The sequence below is a fragment of the Nitrosovibrio sp. Nv4 genome (assembly GCF_900215485.1).
Classification (GTDB): domain Bacteria; phylum Pseudomonadota; class Gammaproteobacteria; order Burkholderiales; family Nitrosomonadaceae; genus Nitrosospira.
Genome location: NZ_OCMZ01000002.1, coordinates 547,075 through 566,927 on the forward strand (window position 1 = coordinate 547,075; position 19,853 = coordinate 566,927).

18 protein-coding genes are annotated in these 19,853 nt (G+C 49.8%); 8 read left to right on the forward strand and 10 right to left on the reverse strand.

Going from position 1 to position 19,853, the window contains the following annotated elements; all coding sequences use genetic code 11:
- Positions 1–242: 242 nt before the first annotated feature.
- Positions 243–3,419, forward strand: coding sequence for a hypothetical protein (locus CRO05_RS10715; protein ID WP_097067184.1), 3,177 nt, complete (start codon positions 243–245; stop codon positions 3,417–3,419).
- A gap of 170 nt (positions 3,420–3,589) precedes the next feature.
- Entirely contained in the window at positions 3,590–4,897 is a 1,308-nt protein-coding gene (locus CRO05_RS10720) for an OmpP1/FadL family transporter (RefSeq protein ID WP_235001397.1), read from the forward strand.
- Between the two features lie 528 nt (positions 4,898–5,425).
- On the opposite strand, the gene CRO05_RS10725 is transcribed toward CRO05_RS10720, so the two are convergent.
- Positions 5,426–6,859, reverse strand: coding sequence for a hypothetical protein (locus tag CRO05_RS10725; protein WP_235001398.1), 1,434 nt, complete (start codon positions 6,857–6,859; stop codon positions 5,426–5,428).
- A gap of 189 nt (positions 6,860–7,048) precedes the next feature.
- Between CRO05_RS10725 and CRO05_RS10730 the strand changes: the two genes are divergently transcribed.
- On the forward strand, positions 7,049–8,050 hold the full coding sequence (locus CRO05_RS10730) for a tyrosine-type recombinase/integrase (RefSeq protein ID WP_235001399.1): 1,002 nt from the start codon (positions 7,049–7,051) through the stop codon (positions 8,048–8,050).
- A 75-nt stretch (positions 8,051–8,125) separates the two neighbouring features.
- On the opposite strand, the gene CRO05_RS10735 is transcribed toward CRO05_RS10730, so the two are convergent.
- The 8 genes from CRO05_RS10735 to CRO05_RS10770 all read right to left on the reverse strand — a co-directional run bounded on the left by CRO05_RS10735 (position 8,126) and on the right by CRO05_RS10770 (position 15,356).
- Complete coding sequence (locus tag CRO05_RS10735) at positions 8,126–9,103, reverse strand: pentapeptide repeat-containing protein (RefSeq protein ID WP_097067185.1); 978 nt, start codon at positions 9,101–9,103, stop codon at positions 8,126–8,128.
- On the reverse strand, positions 9,087–9,899 hold the full coding sequence (locus CRO05_RS10740) for a hypothetical protein (protein ID WP_143860917.1): 813 nt from the start codon (positions 9,897–9,899) through the stop codon (positions 9,087–9,089). The genes CRO05_RS10735 and CRO05_RS10740 overlap by 17 nt, the downstream gene beginning before the upstream one ends.
- Before the next feature lie 303 nt (positions 9,900–10,202).
- The gene (locus tag CRO05_RS15550) at positions 10,203–10,889 is read right to left on the reverse strand and encodes a hypothetical protein (protein WP_097067187.1); all 687 of its coding nucleotides are present in this window, start codon (positions 10,887–10,889) and stop codon (positions 10,203–10,205) included.
- A gap of 597 nt (positions 10,890–11,486) precedes the next feature.
- Positions 11,487–11,864 carry a hypothetical protein gene (locus tag CRO05_RS10750; RefSeq protein ID WP_097067188.1) on the reverse strand — a complete coding sequence of 126 codons (378 nt, stop codon included), beginning with the start codon at positions 11,862–11,864 and terminating at the stop codon, positions 11,487–11,489.
- A gap of 21 nt (positions 11,865–11,885) precedes the next feature.
- On the reverse strand, positions 11,886–12,488 hold the full coding sequence (locus CRO05_RS10755) for a DUF6338 family protein (RefSeq protein WP_097067189.1): 603 nt from the start codon (positions 12,486–12,488) through the stop codon (positions 11,886–11,888).
- A gap of 875 nt (positions 12,489–13,363) precedes the next feature.
- The gene (locus CRO05_RS10760; RefSeq protein ID WP_097067190.1) at positions 13,364–13,966 is read right to left on the reverse strand and encodes a tetratricopeptide repeat protein; all 603 of its coding nucleotides are present in this window, start codon (positions 13,964–13,966) and stop codon (positions 13,364–13,366) included.
- Positions 13,967–14,282: 316 nt separating this feature from the next.
- Entirely contained in the window at positions 14,283–14,753 is a 471-nt protein-coding gene (locus CRO05_RS10765) for a hypothetical protein (RefSeq protein WP_107758443.1), read from the reverse strand.
- 6 nt (positions 14,754–14,759) lie between these two features.
- On the reverse strand, positions 14,760–15,356 hold the full coding sequence (locus tag CRO05_RS10770) for a polysaccharide deacetylase family protein (RefSeq protein WP_097067192.1): 597 nt from the start codon (positions 15,354–15,356) through the stop codon (positions 14,760–14,762).
- A 241-nt stretch (positions 15,357–15,597) separates the two neighbouring features.
- Here CRO05_RS10770 and CRO05_RS10775 point away from each other — a divergent pair, with 241 nt between their 5' ends.
- The 3 genes from CRO05_RS10775 to CRO05_RS10780 all read left to right on the forward strand — a co-directional run bounded on the left by CRO05_RS10775 (position 15,598) and on the right by CRO05_RS10780 (position 17,138).
- Complete coding sequence (locus CRO05_RS10775) at positions 15,598–16,152, forward strand: NADPH-dependent FMN reductase (RefSeq protein ID WP_097067193.1); 555 nt, start codon at positions 15,598–15,600, stop codon at positions 16,150–16,152.
- A gap of 100 nt (positions 16,153–16,252) precedes the next feature.
- On the forward strand, positions 16,253–16,456 hold the full coding sequence (locus CRO05_RS15340) for a hypothetical protein (RefSeq protein ID WP_143860919.1): 204 nt from the start codon (positions 16,253–16,255) through the stop codon (positions 16,454–16,456).
- 235 nt (positions 16,457–16,691) lie between these two features.
- On the forward strand, positions 16,692–17,138 hold the full coding sequence (locus CRO05_RS10780) for a DUF2267 domain-containing protein (RefSeq protein WP_097067194.1): 447 nt from the start codon (positions 16,692–16,694) through the stop codon (positions 17,136–17,138).
- Positions 17,139–17,390: 252 nt separating this feature from the next.
- Here CRO05_RS10780 and CRO05_RS10790 read toward each other — a convergent pair whose 3' ends face one another.
- Positions 17,391–18,401, reverse strand: coding sequence for an NAD(P)-dependent alcohol dehydrogenase (locus CRO05_RS10790; protein ID WP_097067195.1), 1,011 nt, complete (start codon positions 18,399–18,401; stop codon positions 17,391–17,393).
- Positions 18,402–18,620: 219 nt separating this feature from the next.
- Between CRO05_RS10790 and CRO05_RS10795 the strand changes: the two genes are divergently transcribed.
- Both CRO05_RS10795 and CRO05_RS10800 read left to right on the forward strand, forming a co-directional pair.
- Positions 18,621–18,929: a hypothetical protein gene (locus tag CRO05_RS10795; RefSeq protein ID WP_097067196.1), complete on the forward strand. Its 309-nt coding sequence runs from the start codon at positions 18,621–18,623 to the stop codon at positions 18,927–18,929.
- Between the two features lie 505 nt (positions 18,930–19,434).
- On the forward strand, positions 19,435–19,851 hold the full coding sequence (locus tag CRO05_RS10800; RefSeq protein ID WP_255405936.1) for a PA2169 family four-helix-bundle protein: 417 nt from the start codon (positions 19,435–19,437) through the stop codon (positions 19,849–19,851).
- Positions 19,852–19,853 lie beyond the last annotated feature (2 nt).

Consider the following 19,853-nt stretch of genomic DNA (forward strand, 5'->3'; position numbering starts at 1 on the left):
CCAGCAGCATCTTACCCCTTCTGGGCTTGTTGCCTATTGGACTGAAGTACACCCTCAGGATGGCCGAACCATTTTCCTGACCACCGCCCCAACCAGTTGAGTCATTACGAAGTCGACTTTCCAATAGTGATACCCGCGTTAGCTTCTACAGATATTTATGCTATACATAAATGCAGCTTTACCATTCCGCACGGCCCGAAACCGGTCAAGCGTGTGGCCCGCCGGAACAAAAGGCTAACCATATGGCGGAACAACAAGACGAGAAACCCAGACTCCCGCTAGCGGGGCTCGCTATCTTAGTGACGATGATAGGAGGCTTACTCGTCTATCAGGACTTCGCGCTTAAAACCTCCCGGCCAGTCGACAAGGAAAAGGCAAGCTATTTATCTCTGGACAAGGAACGAGTACAGGCGCGCCTTTGGCAAGACCCGTTCGAGGCTGTCGCGACACATCGGATCAATGAGCAAAAACGGTTCAGGGAGTCAGGTAAAACAGTCAACCCCGCCACTATTGATGATTTAAGCACCAATGATTTCATTACCGGCCTCAAGAAATCAGTAAGCGCCTCGCCGGGACTTCGTATCTTGCCGGTATTTGTGGACGGGAGTCCGTATTCCAGCGGCGCCGAGTCAAGGCTCAATGACCGTTACGCCCTGATATCGGCTTTGGGCGCAGCGGGTTACGTACCGGAATCGGGGGACCATATCCGCGTTTTCAAATGGGATCGGGAGGAAGAGAAAAAGACGACAGCACGACTTGCGCAGACAGATGAATCCAGCATACTAATCCCCGCCGAGCTGTTTCACCCGAAGGCAAAAATCCGGGATGAGCCGTACGGCAAACACGTTCTCGTTTTATGGCTCAAAGACGAGGATTTCAGCGAAAAGCCGCTCGGGTCCCTGAATGTACTTCTGGAAGAGCTTGATAGAGCGTTCAGCAAAACTCCGCATGAAATAAAACCAACGTATCGCGTACTGGGACCCAGATTCTCCACCGGGCTGAGCGCCATGGTTAAGGAACTGCAGGCCGTCCAAACCGGGGGCTGTATTCCTCCCTTCAGACCATTAAATGATGCCAAATTCTATTCCCCCTGGGCAACGGCAGACGATACCTTTTTACTGGATTATTCGCTCAATCCGCCTGATTCGGATCAGATTCACAATATCAAGGAATCAGGCAGGACGGTCAAAGAAATATTCGACTGCGCAGGTATCGACTTGTCCAGGACGATCAAGACGGATGCCGTGCTGGCAGAGCAGCTTTTTGAGGAATTAAAACGTCGCAAGGTGGATTTACAGGACTGTCCAGCCAATACCTGTAAACATAGAATCGCATTGATTTCGGAATGGGACACCCTTTATGGACGCGCTTTGCCGCGTATCTTTGCCGCCGTCGCCCAGAACAACGGGCTCAGCAAGAGCCTGCAATTTGAAGCCGAAATCAACAAACTACGCGAAGACGAATGGCCCGACTGGGTTTCCCGATACTCGTACCTTATGGGATTGGATGGGGAACTGCCAGCCAAGACAAATGATAAGGAATCAGGGGCGACTCAACCAACAAACATGCTGGAGCGCCAGAACCAGCATGCCGATCAAGGGTCGGCTGAGAGACCTGAAGGCCGTAGCCAACTCGATTACGTTCGCAGGCTTGCGGTATCCCTGAAGCAAGAGCAAGAGCAGCGCGGTGAAGAATTCAAGGCAATCGGCGTGCTGGGCGGCGATGTATATGACAAGTTACTGATACTACAGGCATTGCGTCCGACATTTCCGCGAGCCATCTTCTTTACCACCGACCTGAATGCCAAACTGACCCATCCGTCGCAATGGCAATGGACGCGCAATCTCATCGTTGCGTCGCACTTCGGGCTGGAACTTCAGGAGGATCTTCAAACCCCGATTCCTCCATTCCGGGATAGTTACCAGACCTCGTTGTTTTATTCCGCTTTGTGGGCTCTGGACCACTTCAGATCGCCTCACCGCCCGGATTATTTCCAATTGAGGATGGGTGACGATGCGAATAAAAAATTTTCCAGGAACGCCGCACCGCGATTGTATGAAGTCGGCAAACATGGCGCTTTTGATATCAGTATCGGCCCGGACTCCGGATTTGGAGATTATTTAAGCATCCATCCGCCGCGGCCAGATCTGGATTTCGACCCTTGGCAGAACCTGAAACAGATGGCGTTGGGGTTCATCACGGTCATCTCCCTCATTCTGGCCGCTATGCTGATCAGTAGCGTCGCGGCAAATGTCTTTACCAGGCTGGCCTGGAAACTGTTCGGACTGGCCATTGCCATTGGAGCAATCTGTTACAGCCTGGTGGGGTGGGTAAGATGGACGATACCGAATGTGGCGGAGAATGAGCCATTTGTGCTGACCGAAGGAATCAGTGCCTGGCCAACGGTGGCAATTCGTCTGTTCGCTCTTGCCATGACTCTTGTATTTCTTCGGTATTCCTGGCAAAAGTTGAAAGATAACGAGAAAGCTTTGGCCTGTGACTTCGGATTCGAAGAACGAGATAAGCTCGCGGATCAACTCGATCCCATTCCTCTATTATTTTCCGCCAAGTTCCTTGACTGCTGTGTAGGGCTGCATAAATGGCGTCCGCAAGCCGGCGGGCAGATTGACGCTGCTCTTCTGTGGTGGGGAAGCGCAATACACAGCGAAATCAAAATGGTTGCCGCGCGGATTGTGCCACAGGTTATCGTTGCTTTCGCTATCGCATGGTTGTTGCTGGAACTGTTCGGCTTTCCCTATGTTCCTTGCCGGGGCGAAGCCTGCGCCAAAATCAATTATGCGAGTACTGTGTTGAGTTCGATCGCGACGCTGGTCCTGATATTCTATGTGATCGATGCCACCAGAATTTGCCTTAAGTGGGTCGACTGTATTGGCATGGGGAAAGTCCGATGGTCGGATGACACTCGGCGGACAATAGCCAAAGAGCGAGGCGTGAGCGAGAAGAATCTGGATGAATGGCTGGGCATCGAATTGATTGCCGAACGCACGGCCCTCCTCGGTAAATTTATTTACTTTCCCTTCATTATCATGCTGCTGCTGGCCTTTGCGCGCCACGCCTACCTCGACAATTGGGATTTTTCGGCCGCACTCATCATTATCTTCACCCTCAGTGCGACACTAATTTTCTTCAATAGCATGTTATTACGACGGTCCGCCGAGACAGCCAAACGACGGGCCATTGAGCGCCTTGAAATGAAGCTCATCGGATTGTCTGATCAAACCCCGGATGAGCGAAAAGAGAAGCGGCAGATCGAGTGGACAATTGCCGCAATCAAAAACAATCATAGGGGCGCCTTCCTTCCCTTTACCCAGCATCCGGTATTCGGCGCCGCGATAGCTCTGCCATCCGGAGCATATGGCATTGTGCTCTTGCTCGAGTATCTGGCGACGAGTTTCTGACACCTGTAACCTGCGGCATAGAGAACCCGGATATTCCTGTTTTCTTCAGGAGCCGATTAATATGAATAATAGAAGTCTCTTGCTACCCTTACTCTTCTTATTCTGCCCTCAATTTTCGAGCAGGAAGCCCGCGCCAACCGGCGTTAACGGGAAAATGAGGGAAACGCTGGATGAATGATCACTCATTTTTAAGAGGCATCCTTATCATTCAAGTAAGAGCAACTATGTATCACCCCGTATTAATCATCTTGCTTCTAGTGCTCAGCAAGATATTTGTCGTCAACTACGCTGATGCTGCGGGATTCGCATTGCAAGATCAGAATGGGGCCGGAGCAGGTTACGCGTTTGCAGGAACAGCGGCAGTCGCGCAAGATGCTTCAACGATCTTCTTTAATCCAGCAGGGATGACAAATCTCGCACTTGGGCATCACGTCTCCGGAGTCTTGAGCATACCGGTGAGCTCCCTAAGGTTTAAGGATACTGGTAGCAGCATTCTTCCCGGTAGCCCTCTCGGAGATAATGGAGGACAGGCCGGTGGCATAGCATTTATTCCAACAGGCTACTGGAGCATGTCGATCACGCCTGCACTACGCGTTGGACTAGGACTGTCGCCAACATTTGGCAGCATCACTGACTGGAGCAAATCTTTTGTTGGACGTTATCAGGGGACCTCATCAGAAATAATTGTTGTTAATGCCAATCCCAGTATCGCTTGGCGCATAAACAATATCATTTCTCTTGGCGCAGGTTTTAATATTGTAAGACTTGATGCAGACTTGCGTAGCATGGCGCGGCTAGCTGATAGTTCTATGGATGTCGGAACAAAGCAAACTGGCAGGGACATCGGCTTTGGTTATAATCTCGGGGCAACGCTGCAACTTAATCCTGCCACGCGCTTAGGTCTCACCTACCGATCGGCGGTAAACCTTACGGCTGATGGACATTTCAAAGGCGGTGGCATCAATATTCCTACATCAACTTCTATTAGATTGCCCGATACGGTATCAGTCGCGATATCTCATATGTTCAACGATCGGTTACAGCTTCTGGCTGATTTTACTTGGACGGGCTGGAGCAGTATTCCTGCATTAGTGGTTACAGATCTAACTGATAGAGTTAGCCTGCCAAGCGAGAGGCTGGGTTTCAGGGATAGTTACCGCTTAGGCTTCGGAACGCAGTATCAATACAATGATTCCCTGCGACTAAAAATGGGCGTGGCTTATGATCAGTCTCCCATTCGCAATGCGATGGATCGCACGGTCAGACTTCCTGATTCGGATAGGACGCTGTTGGCCGTAGGATTTAACCAGAGGATCGGTAAACGTATGTCCGTCGATGTCGGGTATATTCATATATTTAGTGAAAAGGCCGAGATCGATAGGCCAACAAATAATCCTCGCTTGCCTCCAGGCGTCGTCCGCGGCTCCTTCAGCAGCTCGGTAGATATTGTTTCAATTCAACTTAATCATCAATTCTGACCTGTTGGCAAGCACACCCCCTTCAGCTCCCGACGGTAGCTATGAATAACACCGTGTTGCTTGTTGTGCCACTGATAGTTTATAACAGCAGTTGCCGAAAAACTGAGCTCGTCGCTGCTGCTTTTTCTTTAAGCTGTTTATTTAGGTCAACCGAACCGATCCTGATTGATCACAGAAGACTGATGACCTCCGTTTTTCCCATCGCAAATTATCCCTTTCAACGGACACTCATTATAGTTTCATCCATTTGCGATCGCTTGACTCGCCAGTTATTTTCGACCACGAAACTATAAGTTGTATTTCATCCGCGCTTCAACCAATAGCCAAACGGCTAGCTGCATGGTTGCTAAGAATGAACGCCCTTGGTCTAGCGCCTTCTGAGCAATGTACGTGCGGTATTTTCTTGCAATGAAGTACCAAGCTAATAAGTAAATATATGGAGGCTACTTGGCAAATTGGAAACGAGTTTGCTGATATGTCTTTGATTTAATTACAGGATTTTCCATAGGGAAGTGGAAGAACCATATGTTAGTCCGATCCATGCTTATTTGTGTCTGGATTGCCGGAATTCTCCAGCGGAGCAGAGTCTGCATTGAGCAATATCTTCAGAGTGGTGAGTCTTACCTTCCACGACGAGATTACCGCGGGATCCGTCGATAACCCGTTTACCAACTGTTCCACTCCATCGACTTGAGCGGAATCGCAGGTGATTAAAAAGCGCTGCAATTCATCGCTGCTCGTTATCGCGGTGCGAAAAACGAATGCCGGATAATCTTCCCGCAGGTGAGTCGCAAGCCATGCTTGGTCTATCCATCGCTTCGACTGACCATAGCTGAAACAGGTGCGAATCGCCAGATCGACAGCATCGGCATTACTCAGGTTTTCAATATTGTCATAGCCCTCTCGTTCCAGTCTCAGTTCATGGGCATAGCTCATTCCCGCCAGCATGGAGAGCGGTAGAGCGCGATAGCTATCACCTGAAATGATATTTCTAAATATCCGTAATGCGATGCGCTCAACCGCGAGCGAGGCCCGTTTCGGATAAAAACCAAAGAAATAAGCCACAATGGGAATCAGACTCACAGAGACCGGAATTGCAGTGCCTCCATCATCAGAATTGCCCTCCGGACGCTTATCAGTAGTTGAAGCTGCAGTTGGCAGCAAAGATTCGGTAGTCGACCAGGGCTTGGGACACTCAGCGCCATGCCCAACAGTCGAGGCAGGAGCTGCTTCATCGATAGAGAGAAAAAAGATGAAAGCGAAGGAGAGCACCAGAGCAAGTAGGCTTGCGGCAATCATGCGCATTGCCCCTTCGACAAAAGTGTGAGAAGTCAGATCGTACGTGAAATATGCACGAACAACGGAGCCGATGAAATAAACGTAGGCACCGAGGAAACCGAACTGAAAAGCAGACGTGGTACGAAGCAAATGGGAATTAAATGCATGCTGATTTTGCTCGTATAATTCTGCAAAAGGCCCCATAAGCAACGAGTTGGCGCCAAGAGATCCTATTAATCCACACGAAGGATTAAATAGTAGCAGGCTCGTCATGCCGAGCAGCACGACAGTCGTGGCCATCCAGACACCACCTCGATAGGCGCTGAAGGAAGTGCGGTGTCTCATCCGTCCGACCAGTTCGGCGCGACGCTCGACTGGAACCTCGTTCTGCAACCGTCGTTCCTTTCGGTTCGCCATGGTAAGTGTATAGCTCAGAGCGAGCGTTGGTATGACAAGCATCGCGAGCAGCGACATGATCAGGTTATATTGAAACAACACCGGGTCAATCCAGTGTGCAAGAATTCGGAAATCGCGGTATTTGACATTTCCAGGACCGACGACGGATTCCATCCAAAGAATACCTATGAGGCTCACTGGCACTACAAATACCAGCCAGTCGGCCACAATCATCAGATAGACATGCCAGTAGGATATGTACCTTTTTTTATATTTGTTCTGATCCATACGATTCTCTCGTCATTTATTCTATCTTCTGCCGGCCATCGCCCGGGCAGTGGCCCACCATGCTAGAACAACTGCGCAACGATGTTCGGGAAGGAGAGCTAAGACTTCCAACCTAAATATAGACGGTGATAAGGATCTTTGCCTTTTCTCTTCCCCGTTACAGTTGATAACATACTGTAAACTAAGCTCATGAATTCGCTCATCCCAAAACCGCAAAACCCGGGTATTTCCGAACTGGCAACCGCCGCGGAAGTCCCGATGCTGACTTCCGCCCAATACCGCCAATTGAGCGAAGTGCCGTCCGCCATCGAATGGTTCGCCAATATTGATAATCCGCAAACGCGGCGCGCTTACGAAAACGACTTGCGCGACTTCATGCAGTTTGTCGGCATCCATCAGCCGGAGGATTTTCGCACCGTCACCCGATCCCACGTTTTGGCCTGGCGCAAAACGCTGGAAGTGCGCCAGCTCGGCGGCAGCACCATCCGCAGGAAGCTGGCCGCGCTGGCTTCCTTGTTCGAACATTTATGTGAATCCAATGCAGTGACCCACAATCCGGTCAAAGGCGTGAAGCGCCCGGTAGTGGAATCGCAACAGGGAAAAACCCCGGCATTGGGTGATGCCCAGGCGCGTGCCTTGTTGAGCACGCCGGACGCGAGTACGCTCAAAGGCAAACGCGACCGCGCCATTCTCTCGGCCCTGCTCTATCATGGCTTGCGCCGGGAAGAACTTACCAAGCTGAAGGTGAGAGACTACTGCCAGTCACGCCGGGGAGTGGCTCATCTGCAGGTACAGGGCAAAGGCGGCAAGATGCGCTTCGTGCCCACCCATCCTGGTACGTTAACCTTAATAGAAGAATATCTGGAAGCCGCTGGCCACGGACAGGATCTGGATGCACCGCTCTTTCGTCCCGTTAAAAACAATGTGCATGGTCATACCTATACTGCGATGACCCCCGGCAATGTTTACGAGCAAGTGGTGCTGAAATATTTAAAGAAGCTGGGTATATCGGGCAGGAACATGGGGCCGCATGTGATGCGGGCCACGGCCGCGACTAATGCACTGGATAACGGCGCAGATATCGCCAAGGTGCAGGAGTGGCTGGGGCATGCGAATATTGCCACCACCCGAATCTACGATCACCGCAAGACCCGGCCGGAGGATAGTCCGACGTTTAAGGTCGCATATTAAAGTTTGGTCGGAATTTCAGGCAAACAATAAAACAAAGCCTACTCAAGCGGATATAACTTACGATTAACGTATCAGCTATTGTTTTATAAGCTTAGAATCTATCTTTGACAAGCTTGCCCCTGTTAGGTCAGCCCCTGTTAGGTCAACCCCTATTAAGTTTGCCCCTGTTAGGTCAGCCCCTGTTAGGTCAACCCCTGTTAGCTCAGTCCCTGTTAGGTCAGCCCCTGACAAGTTTGCCCTTGACAGGCCAACTCCTGAAAGATTAGTCCCTGTTAGGTCAGCCCCTGACAGGTTTGCCCTTGACAGGTCAGCTCCTGAGAGATTAGTCCCTGTTAGATAAGTCCCTGTTAGGTCAGCCCCTGTTAAGTCAGCCCCTGATAGGTTAGCGCATGTTAGGTTGGTCTTTGTTAGGTCAGCCCTTGTTAGCTTTGCCCATGATAGGTTTGCCCTTGACAGGTCAGCTCCTGACAGGTCAGTCCCAGTTAGGTCAGCCCTTGATAGATCAGCATCAGATAGATCAGCATCAGATAGCTTTGCCCCTGATAGCTTTGCCCCTAGTAGGTTTGTCTTTGTTAGGACAGCCCCTGTTAGGTCAGCCGCTGTTAGGTCAACCCCTGTTAGGTAAGCCCCTGTTAGGTCAGCCCCTGACATAATTGCCCCTGACAGGTGTGTCCACCATAGGATTGCCCCTGTTAGGTCAGCCCTTGATAGGTTTGTCTCTGTTAGGTCAGCCCCTGACAGGTTTGTCTTTGTTAGGTTCGCTGCTGAGAGATCAGCTCCCATCGATGAGACCTTCGATAAATTGGCGCCTCGGAGATTAGACCTCGAAAAACCAGCCTCTTTCAGATTTGCCGAGACTAACACACACTCCTCCAGATTCGCACCTGAGAAATCCTGGAAACCCAGGTTTGCTCCGGAAGCATCTGTGAATGCAAGGTCTTGCTTAGGATCAAGACCAACCGCTTGCATAAGCTCCGACAAATTGTCGGAATCTGTATTGTCCAAATACTCAAAGGCCTTGATGAAAGCCTCTTGTTCAGGCTCGCTGTTCATCCTCTACCTTGAAACATTTGCAGTTAAGAAACAATAAATGAAAGTCTTGCCTGGAACGATATTTCTGTTCTGGTGCATCCTTATAACAGTATTTCTGAATTAATTTGCTTCTGACAAACCGATTACTTTTGTTTATGCCAGGCTTGAACACTCTAACCCCTTCCATTAATACATCTTTCTCATCCGCAACTATTTTTGCCCAGATCGTGCACTTCTCGCCGCTTTTCCTCAAAACCCCCAAGCGCAAATTTTCATCCGGTGCTCCACGGAGACCAAGTTCGCTTTCTTTTTCTTCAAGCTCCCAAATACGACTTGAGACCGTACCTCCCGCAAGAATTTGATATTCCTCGGTCTCATATGATTCATCGTTTGAGATACTTTCTTCTGAAGCTTGATCCGTGCTCTTGTTAGCCTCCATCTTGCTAACTAATCCAGCTTCTAGCCCCATGCCGAAGCCCTTTGACTTGGAATTCTTTGTACCAGTTGTTTTTTTTATTGCCTTTGGTATCTTAATTTTGAAGCTTTTTTTCAAGTCTAGGTCTTTCAAGGGAATCTCACCATCCTCAATGTCCAAAATAATCCTGCACTTCCGGAATGTGATCGATACCTCGCCCCAGGGGAGGAGTGGTCTATATGGCGCGAAATTGAAGTAAAGGAAGATTTCCCCATCCTTGTTCCCGGTAATTTCAAATTCTACGCCGCGTTGCTCGCACTTTCTTTCTTCTTTACATGAACATTCAACCAAAGGCATGGGACGATCATTAGTCAAAGTACTATTTTCAATAATGGATTCCATACAAGTAACCGTGGGATTTCAAAGAGGGATCACGTCAGAATTCGGAATTTAAAGCACGTTAGCGTTTTATAATAGATTGATTACTATAATTTTTTCTGGTTGTCACTGGCTATAAAATTAATCAAAAAATAGTATTTACTGAGTCTATGTAAGCCACTGTAATCATTTACTTTACGCTTTACTGGCGTAAGATTTTTTCCGAATTCTGTGACGGCCCCTAGCTGAGCGATTCTCTCTGTGCTCAGAGCCGGCTTCCTGCCCTTGTAGAGACATAACGGCAGCAAGCGCCCTCATTACGCCTGGCTATTTGCTGCTGCTGCCTGAACCTTCAGCGCGCAAAGTTTGGTAGTCATAGACGCGAACGAACACCCTGATGTCTGATGAGTCATTTGCTTCTTGCTGCCACTCTGCTTGCTTCTCGCGGAGAGCCTTCTCATTAATGTCAATGGTGACGAATGCGAGCACAAGCGAAAATACGTTTCGATTGTACTTCTGCGCTACCGCGTTGGCACCCGAAACCAACTGCGGAATCTGCGAAGATACTTTGGCATGCTCATTGCCAACAAACTCTACTTCGATGGCAATTACACGACCACGCCATGAACCCCACGTAACAGCATCGAAAGGCGTGCCATGAATCAGAACATTAGGCCGCATGTTCCCGCCAAACTCGCGTTCAATTCGTTCCAGCGCGAGTAGGTGTGCAGTGCGCACATCTTGCTCAGTAACTTGATACGTATCAGCCTCTTCTTCCACACGGGCATTAAGCTCCTTCAGCGTTTGTGGCTTGGCCTTTAATTCTCCCAAGATCGTGCTCAATTTCACCTCTAAGGTTCTAATCCACTGTGATATCGGATTGTGAAACAGCAGCGCTAGCACTATGACAACGGATGGCCAAATGAGTAACTGAATCAGAGAAATCAATAGCCTAAAGAACGCATAGTCGTCTTCTTGCTTTTGGGCCTGCAGGTGCGTCACGCGGTCCTGCATACGTAACAGCTCCTGCCAAACCGGTGACAAGTCTAGATATTTTGTTGATTCAACAGAACAGCAGCAACATACAGTACTAGACGGTTGGGTCGTAGCCTGACGATCCTCTAGAGCATGAACCGCGGTTGAGAGCGCCTCAACGGAAGCAGCAACTTTCGTTAGTTGCAGCCGAAGATCTATGAATGGTTGGGGAGGGCCATTATCCCCTCCAATCCTCTGTACCGACTTGTCAATCTGTTCCAACTTGTCACCAAAGCGCTCTAGCGTCCGAGGAATGTGATAGGTTGCGTTGACAGAACCAGATGGAATGTCAACGATAGATACGATGGGCGAATGGGGACGGGTGACGCATGCAGAGAGAAACAGCAGCATGGCGACTGGAACGCCTGTCCGTGCTCTCATGCAATCCTCCCTATGGTTTTGTTTCTGACGACCCTTTTTGTTATCGGGGAGATTTTTATGCCCCCAACTCAAACACCTGCTTCCTAACTCAGCTTAGCTGATCGTACAACGAAAGCAAACGATTACCTGCATTGACAACTGCTATGGGTCGCAGTAAACCAGGGTGGGATGGAACATGTAACACTCATGGCTTTGTTAGGCATCTCGCGCCTTTTCATTGGCGCTCTTCGCCGTTTTTTCGGTGGCAATCCGTTCCCGCCCGTTGCGAATGACTTCTCCAATGATCTTCTCGACCGCTATCAAGCCATCAACGGCGTCATCTAAAGGCATCTCTCCTCCGCGACTTAATACGAAGGACGCTGCCATATTGTCTCCACCTAAGATGAGTTCGAGCACTATCGAGGTGCTGTCACGAAATGTTGATCCCTGCATTGCCTCAATTGCCATATTAAATCTTTTTTGGTGGTGGCTGAGGTATTGAAGGTTTCTGCTCATTTGTTGTGGGTTGATGTCCGCCTGTGACACTTCCAGGAACCGGTTGGTAACCTTTTTTATGGGGTTGATAGCCATCATTAATTGTTTGCTTTTTATCGCTCATTGACTACTCTCCTTATAGTGAAAAAATTCAACTGACTCTATCTCGTGACTGATTAATAACGTGCCTGCTGTATCTACTTTAGGTCGTTCAAAACCACCGTCCGCATTCAGAAGCCAAGTTTCCTCGATATAGATTTGCTCTTTACATGAACCTGATGAGGCAAATGATTTATAGCCATATTTACCGGCAATTTTCGTTCCATCCTTCATCACGATAATGATCCAATAAGGTATTCGCTCACCAAAAACATAATCCCACGATCGCTCTATAGGGTGTGGTAGCCATCGCTGTAAACACTTTGATGTCCTAAAAAATTTGAGGATCGCCACCCAGATGATAGGTGCGACGAAAAGAACGCATGACCACAACATCACAAATAAAATTGGATGTGATTCCCTTATCCCTGCTTCATTGATGTAGTAGATGAGGGGAAATAGGATCGCATAGTTCAGGCAGGTATATGCAATCGCGTCAATAATCCGATCTGTTGTTCCTTTCGGTGGAGATAAGAACAAAATTTCGTACGCTTTAAGGCTTACGAAGCCAGGAATCACAAATACCAAAAAAAGCACCAGCTTGTTTGCGTCCCAAATATCCATGAATTTTTCGTTTTGAGGACGAGGAGATTCCTATCGATAGGGCAGCTAGTTAAGCTATTTTTTTTTCCTATCCGTAGCTTGCGTAAGAGCAGATGCGGCAACACTTTTCTGCGCTGACGTTGACTTGGGATTTGACAGAATTTTGCTGGCTTTGGAAGCCACACGAGCTGATGTATGCTCATTAGATTTTTTGGAGGACGTCATCTGGACCTTGTTGAAGTAGTGAGGCGATTGTTATTAAAGTCTATATATAGTGCCATAAAGGAGGTTATGATACTACATACTGCGTAATAAGGGGACTTAAAGCATTTTTTATTATGGATAATCCAGCGCCCAGTTACCCCGTGGATTTCGGTGTAAGCGGGACAGCAACGTATGGTAATTCTCGAATTTGTGGATGTGGGAACCGGATAATTCTCAGTGGCTAAAATCCACATCTCCTTGACCGACATCCACTGAGTAATCTTCCTTAGCAATTTCGATCTCAACTTCCCACTCAGCCGGCCAGAGGATATCACAATCCCGGCAGTCATCATTTACGCAATATCCGCGGTCGAGTTCATGGAGCAGATCGAGTTCCGCCGAGTAGTTACGATGCCGGATGTCGATGCCACGCTGCTTTCCATATTTGGTCTTGGGCAGGCCGCCTATCTGGGCAAGAAGACGGCGGGGGAGTGATAGCTTTCGATAATGAGTTTAACAAGTAATATGCGATTGACTTCCTGTCAAGCTGTCCAAAGGTCATGATTATTCTCCCCTGCTGATCCAGCCGTGCGGCGTGGCGACGGTCGCACGCGTGGATTCGGTTCAGGCCGAAAATTTGCAGTTATCAGGTCGAAATCCGGCTTCTGGACATGCCACGGCAATCGAAGAATTCAGGATTTGACGCAGTGTTTGCCATAGGGCGTTCGATCCGAGATGGAATGCTCCTTCAGTATGGCTCCTCTGGTCTCCGCGGCCCGCTTCGCTGCTGCTTCAGCATCCTGCTCGCGCCCGACTCCGGAAAGGGCCATGGCGTAATCGTCAAGAACGTTAGCATAGAACACGGGTACTCTCCTGGCAGTGATCAGGGGATCCAATTCAGCCAGAACACGTTCAAGATAAGACGCCGCTTCAATGAACTTTCGTTGGTCCAGGTTTAGGCGCGCCAATTCTGTCAGGGAAAGATAGAATACGCCTCCAGTGTGCTTGTCCAGGTCGTTCGCGAGATTGAGCTGGCGTTCCGCTTCCTCAAAGAAGCACGTCACGCCGAGGGAGCGGCCATATTCATAGTGGAGAACCGCTTTAAAACGGGGATCGGCCTGGGCAAGATTGGCCTCGGTGAATGCGCGAGCATAAATGCGACGCGCTTCATCCCAATCCCCTCCTTCCTGGGCTACCGTTCCATCCCGCATGTATTCACCCGCCGGTTTTTCATCGGCAAAGGCATAGCCTGTCAGGCTGAGCAAGATAACTGCGCCCGAAATTAATCGTTCCATATATTCTCCATATGAATACTGCATGAATAATCCATTTATTTGTCATGGGATACCTGAACTGCAAATCCTGGAAGTTTCGCACGCGTTAAAAGACTTCGCAACTTGTCGGATTTGTAGCATATGAATTGCCCGGCTTCAGTTAATGTTTCTATGGGGTTTTAAGTATCTGTACGATGATTTTTACTCGGGCTCCGAAGGCTCTTTAAAACAGAAATTAGAAAACCCGCCGAAGCGGGTTGCGATTGTTGCTTGACCGCGTTGCCTGTATGACCGAGTGGCGGGATTTGAGGAACAAAATCAGGCAATCGCAGTTTTGTTATCGTTTGCTTCCTTTATCGTATTCTTGGATCACGCACTTGCCCATATCGAACGTCAGCCCTTCGCTGCGATAGCCCCAGATAGCCGTGAAGTTGCGGGTATCGTCGGTCTTACTGTTTTCGATCGTCAAAGATACGATTATCGGCTCATTACCGGAGTGAGCGGTTGGGATTAACCTGCCAATAACAGTAAGGGTGCGAGCAGTTGGATCTCTGAATACGGTCGCCTTGTCCGCATAGCAATTCGTCCACAGGCATGCGGAGATTTCACCCGTTTCCTCATTGTAGGCGAACGACTCCGCATGCTGAAAATCACTGGTTATCTTTTGGCACTGGTCTGCCGTACACTCATATTTGGTATCCGGCCTGCAATCATATTCCCGGTTTTCGTGCGCGAGACCTGTCGCCGGGTTTAATAACAACGTTAATATTGGCCCCAAGCCGCACGCGACGACATGCCTCGCTTTCACGACCCGTCACGGCTCTGCAATGGCGAATCCCCATTCCCTTAGCTGGGAGATCAAAGCAGGCAGATCTCTCGCCGTCGCGGACTGCACGTGCATGAGCACATTGAATGAGACCTTCCGCGGTTGTTGCATAAACTGGGTCTCGATATATGCTATCTTGCCCGGCCCTAATCCTTGAGGAGCTTTCCAGTCCTCGGTATCGATGTCCCATGTCACGATGGTTAGCGACAGCTCCCTGGCCACATCGGCAAGCTCCGGATCGAGATGGCCACGAAAACCGCCGGCGCCATAGGGCGGGCGTATCCTGGTCGGCGTTACCCCTGTCGTTTCACGGATAATGTTCTGGGTTTGCTCAAGCTCCCATCGCACGTTCTGCTCTGTCTCCCTGGCCAGGTTAGGATGGCTCCAGGAATGGTTCTGTATGTCATGCCCCTGACTGACGATCATGCTTGCTGCTCCCGGATATCGCCTGACCTCATCGCCGAGAACATAAAACTCCGCCAGGATTTCATTTTCCCGGAGCGTCCGCAGGATGCTCTCAAGCGCACTCACGGGCGCCGGACCATCGTCAAACGATAGGACTACCGATTTTCCATCGCCTAGCATCTCAGGCTCCTAGAAAAATTGGACGATTACCGGCAACCCTGGACTCGCGCCCATTTTCATTTTTCACCCGATAAGTCTCAGCTTTTTGCTACTATGTTGTAAGGAAAGAAGGCGCCTTCCTTTAACTATTAGACCAACACTAACCGGTAGTCAAGCCTGGTTGTATTCCAAGGAAATCGCTGAAAACAGTGCGTACTCGAAATGTTCACATTCACCCGGGCTTTTTATAAGGAAATCTGACATGAGCAAATATCGAATTGCTGTAGTAGTTGGCAGCCTTCGCCGTGATTCATTCAACCAGAAGCTGGCTAACGCGCTCATAAAATTGGCCCCGGCGGAGTTTTCCTTCAAGCAAGCACAAATCAGCGACCTGCCACTCTATAATCAGGACGACGATGGGAACCAGGCCGAGTCTGTCAAACGGCTGAAGGGTGAAATCACGGGGGCGCAGGGCCTTCTGTTCGTTACACCCGAATACAATCGATCCATGCCTGGCGTGCTCAAGAACGCACTCGATCACGCTTCGCGTCCTTACGGTCAAAACGCCTGGGCGGGGAAACCCGGGGGCGTGATCGGTGCTTCCATTGGTTCCATCGGCACGGCAATAGCGCAACAACATCTGCGCAACTCCCTTGCTTACCTGGACGTCCCAACCCTTGGCCAACCGGAAGCATTCATTCATGTCAAAGAGGGCTTGTTCGATGAAGCCGGAGGCATCGGCAATGAAGACAGCAGGAAATTCCTGCAGAACTGGATGGACCACTATGTCGCATGGGTGAAAAAGCACGCTGACTGACAAAGCGACGGTTCACTGACGAACTCGTGCATTATTTCCAACCTGAGCAGCAGACGCACTCGGTATTCCAAAGGTATACGAAGCGAAGGCTTATGGTTCTATGGCTGCAGCAACCGTGGAAGTGGGCCATGTGATTGTGACGGAAGACAGTGGGCGGCGGAGGTGGACTTCCACAACCGCAGGCCGCTGTGTTGGAACCGGAGGACGCCTTGCGCTGGATGAACGCGGATACACGGTTGAGGAAGCTCGCACATTGCCCAAAGCAGGTCACTGCCTACCGACGAATTCATGTGGCGGCGCGTGAGCCGGGTGGTCAACTGCGCCAATCCAGATAACAACAGCAGGGAACTGCTGACACCGACAGGCAAGTCTGCCTAGAAATCTACTTTGACAGCTTAAACTCCATCACCTAGTTTTAAGTAATGGACTCTTCATTACTTTAAACGCCATCTTATCAGAGAACACAATGATAAGGTTTTTACTTATGCTAGCCATGCTCCTGAACCTGGGTTCATCGTGCGGGGCAAAAAGGGGGGAATATGACTTTTGAAAAGTATGCTGCTAAAGGAAACGAGATCGTTAAGCAGATTGCGCAGGCATTGGGAGATCCTGACACTGAGAGAGCAGAAAGTGTATTGAGATCAGTTTTGCATGCGTTAAGGAATGTAATGGTACCCGAAGAGGCGGTTCAGTTCATGGGACAACTACCTCTAGTACTAAAGGGAGTGTTTGTTGACGGATGGGATCTTCAGCAGAAAAAGAAGGTGAGGAGTATGCAGGAATTTCTGGAAGAGGCGCGGAAAGGCTCCGGTAAAGCAGCAGCTAGAGATTTTGGCAACGACCAGGAAGCAAAGAGAACCATAAAGGAAGTGATCAATGTACTGACACGTCATTTCTCTGAGGGCCAGGTGGAACAAACAAAGGATGTTTTCCCCAGGCATTTACAGGAGCTTTTTGAAAGTGCAGCTCAGGAAAACGATAAGTAAAGAGAAATTATCTTTTAATAGTCTCATACCTATTCACATGCATCCCTCTGGTAAATCACGAGGATACGTCCAGAAAACCAGTCGCCAACTGATATAGAAGTGGAGGAAAGAAGTTATTCATATCGACAAGCGTGATATGGAAGTCCGCCTAATCGGCTAAATGCTTCACCAGATTCAGCCCTGCAAAGCCGCCGCCGATTATGACAATTTCTTTTTTCATTTTTTATGCAATAAAAAATGCCCCCATGATGCTCAAATATCGAGGCATATCTTGCCGAAATGCCGGTTGGTTTCCTGATGGCGAAAAGCCTCGACGATTTCCTCCAGCGAAAAATGACGGTCAATTATCGGCCGTAATCCGTTGGCATCGATCGCCCGAATCATTTCCATCTGGTGGCGGCGGCTGCCGACCACCAACCCCTGAAGGCGCAACTGCCGTGTCAGCACGGAGAGCAACGGCAGCGTTCCTGTCATACCGGAAAGGATACCGATTACTGCGATGTGCCCGCCGATGCGCGCCGCCACCATGGATTGTGCCAGTGTGGCAGGTCCTCCCACTTCGATGACATGATCGACGCCGCGTCCTGCTGTCAAGCGGCGCACCAGATCGCCCCAGTTTTCATGTTTTCGGTAATTGATCAAGTGGTCTGCGCCCAGCGTTTCCAGCCGCGCAAGTTTCTCGTCGCTGGAAGAGGTAGCCACCACCGTTGCTCCCGCCATCTTTGCGAATTGCAAAGCGAATACCGAAACTCCGCCGGTTCCCTGAACCAGTACGGTTTCACCCGGCTTCAATGCGCCATCCACCATTAATGCCCGCCAGGCTGTCAATCCGGCGCAGGTAAGCGTAGCTGCTTCCGCATGGCTAAAACTCTTTGGCGCGGGAGTAAATGCGGTCGCCGGCATTGTTACCTGCTCCCTCGCGAAGCCGTCGATGCCGTCGCCTGGTACCGTGCCCATGTCGTCCACCTTGGGTTCTCCTTCCAGCCAGGCGGGAAAGAAAGTACTGACAACAGGATCGCCTATTGCGAATTCGGTAACTCCTTCACCCACAGCCACGATCTCTCCCGCTCCATCCGACATGGGAATACGAGGTACTGTCGGCGCCCACATTCCGCTGACTACCGCATAATCGTGATAGTTAAGCGAGCTCGCCCGGATTCTGACAGTAATCTCGCCTGCTTTCGGTTGTGATGTTTCGCAAGCGCCCAGTGTTACGCGATCAAAGCCGCCGCCTGGCGCCACATAGATTGCCTTAATGGTCATGATTTTCCTCTTCTCTCTGAAATGCGGACTGGATGACTGTTTGGCTGGCTGGCTGGTTGGAGCCAGGAAGAATATTTAATGTATATACTTAATCCGGTCGCCAATAAATACTACCACTCCGGCGGAGGCATGTCGTTACTCGCGAGAATGAAGCAATTCTCGCCTATCCAGTCAACAATAGGCTAAGCCATCTTTTTCGATGAATAAGGAAATAGATTCATGGAATCCAAACCCATCACCAATACGGCCAATATAATTAATTCTAAAGATTTGTTCGCTCGCATTAAGTGGTTAGAGCAGCAATTGAACTACCGGTGTTCCGATGAATATTCCGAGGAGCTAAAGGCGCTGAAATCGCTTATGGAGAACGTTGAAGCTATTGCCACGGCTTCAACATACGAACCCGGCTCGGACCTTGTTCGCGACAGTTATCTGGAAGAGTACAAGTCGATGGCAGAACCAGACAAAGGAAATGCTCGATTCAATCCCGCCGATTTCGGCGGTGTGGTTTACTGGCTACGACACTAAGGCCGAACCGATAGCCGCGCTGGAGTTGGTTGAAATTCCTCGATAACGCGCAGAGCTTGTTGTGAGCCCAAATGAAATATCGGGAGGTAAAGCCTCCGCACCAGTTCGATCTTTTCTTGTAATCAGGCTTGTGAAGGAGAAAAAGCCGGACGAGTAACGTGGCTGCGAGCGCACCGGGTGACTGACATAGCGCCGGCGGACACACGCACTGTCTTATTCCAACTGCGTAAAAATAGCATAACCAAATAAGGCGCTCTCTGCATTACCCATGCAATGTGCTTCATCGCACAGACCAGCCGCGCCCCCCTTTCTATCTTTGCATTCTTCCATAGGCGATGTTTAGGTCAAGAATTGCCTTGTGGCCTGGCAGCCTGTCGGGCTTGAAGAATCGAAGCGAAAAAGCCGATTTCCTTTAAGTCCGGCAGGCTGCTAGCCCTTATTTTTTATTTCGGAGAACAAAATGGATAATGAACGAATTGTAAACATGCTCAATAACCTGATCTAGATCTCACGCGATGGTGCAAACGGCTTCAGGACTTGTATGGATGATGCTGACGACGAAGCACTGAAGACGTATTTTCAGAACCGCGCGCAAAGCTGCGAAGAAGCGGTGCGAATATTGAGTGCCGAGGTAAGACGATATGGAGGTGACCCAGAGACAAGCGGCAGCGCCGCGGGAGCATTGCACCGCACCTGGGTTGACCTTAAAACCGCGCTGACCAGCCAGGATAACCTTGCGGTATTGGAAGAATGCGAACGCGGCGAAGCCGCGGCCGTAGTGGCTTATGAGAATGCGCTGAGGGAAGAAATGCCGGGTGATCTACGCGCTCTTCTGGACCAGCAATATGAAGGCGCAAAAAGAAATCATGACCGTGTCCGGCAGTTGCGCGATCAAGCCAGGCATGGTGTTAAGGCGATTTGAAC

What these genes read in the sequence shown, in the direction of transcription:
- CRO05_RS10740 (WP_143860917.1), bottom strand. Translation starts at nt 9,899, where the DNA reads ATGGAATCCATTATTGAAAATAGTACTTTGACTAATGATCGTCCCATG.
- CRO05_RS10760 (WP_097067190.1), bottom strand. Translation starts at nt 13,966, where the DNA reads ATGGAACGATTAATTTCGGGCGCAGTTATCTTGCTCAGCCTGACAGGC.
- CRO05_RS15550 (WP_097067187.1), bottom strand. Translation starts at nt 10,889, where the DNA reads ATGCAGGACCGCGTGACGCACCTGCAGGCCCAAAAGCAAGAAGACGAC.
- CRO05_RS10790 (WP_097067195.1), bottom strand. Translation starts at nt 18,401, where the DNA reads ATGACCATTAAGGCAATCTATGTGGCGCCAGGCGGCGGCTTTGATCGC.
- CRO05_RS10775 (WP_097067193.1), top strand. Translation starts at nt 15,598, where the DNA reads ATGAGCAAATATCGAATTGCTGTAGTAGTTGGCAGCCTTCGCCGTGAT.
- CRO05_RS10770 (WP_097067192.1), bottom strand. Translation starts at nt 15,356, where the DNA reads ATGCTAGGCGATGGAAAATCGGTAGTCCTATCGTTTGACGATGGTCCG.
- CRO05_RS10725 (WP_235001398.1), bottom strand. Translation starts at nt 6,859, where the DNA reads ATGGATCAGAACAAATATAAAAAAAGGTACATATCCTACTGGCATGTC.
- CRO05_RS10715 (WP_097067184.1), top strand. Translation starts at nt 243, where the DNA reads ATGGCGGAACAACAAGACGAGAAACCCAGACTCCCGCTAGCGGGGCTC.
- CRO05_RS10795 (WP_097067196.1), top strand. Translation starts at nt 18,621, where the DNA reads ATGGAATCCAAACCCATCACCAATACGGCCAATATAATTAATTCTAAA.
- CRO05_RS15340 (WP_143860919.1), top strand. Translation starts at nt 16,253, where the DNA reads ATGGCTGCAGCAACCGTGGAAGTGGGCCATGTGATTGTGACGGAAGAC.
- CRO05_RS10780 (WP_097067194.1), top strand. Translation starts at nt 16,692, where the DNA reads ATGACTTTTGAAAAGTATGCTGCTAAAGGAAACGAGATCGTTAAGCAG.
- CRO05_RS10755 (WP_097067189.1), bottom strand. Translation starts at nt 12,488, where the DNA reads ATGGATATTTGGGACGCAAACAAGCTGGTGCTTTTTTTGGTATTTGTG.
- CRO05_RS10730 (WP_235001399.1), top strand. Translation starts at nt 7,049, where the DNA reads ATGAATTCGCTCATCCCAAAACCGCAAAACCCGGGTATTTCCGAACTG.
- CRO05_RS10720 (WP_235001397.1), top strand. Translation starts at nt 3,590, where the DNA reads ATGAATGATCACTCATTTTTAAGAGGCATCCTTATCATTCAAGTAAGA.
- CRO05_RS10750 (WP_097067188.1), bottom strand. Translation starts at nt 11,864, where the DNA reads ATGATGGCTATCAACCCCATAAAAAAGGTTACCAACCGGTTCCTGGAA.
- CRO05_RS10735 (WP_097067185.1), bottom strand. Translation starts at nt 9,103, where the DNA reads ATGAACAGCGAGCCTGAACAAGAGGCTTTCATCAAGGCCTTTGAGTAT.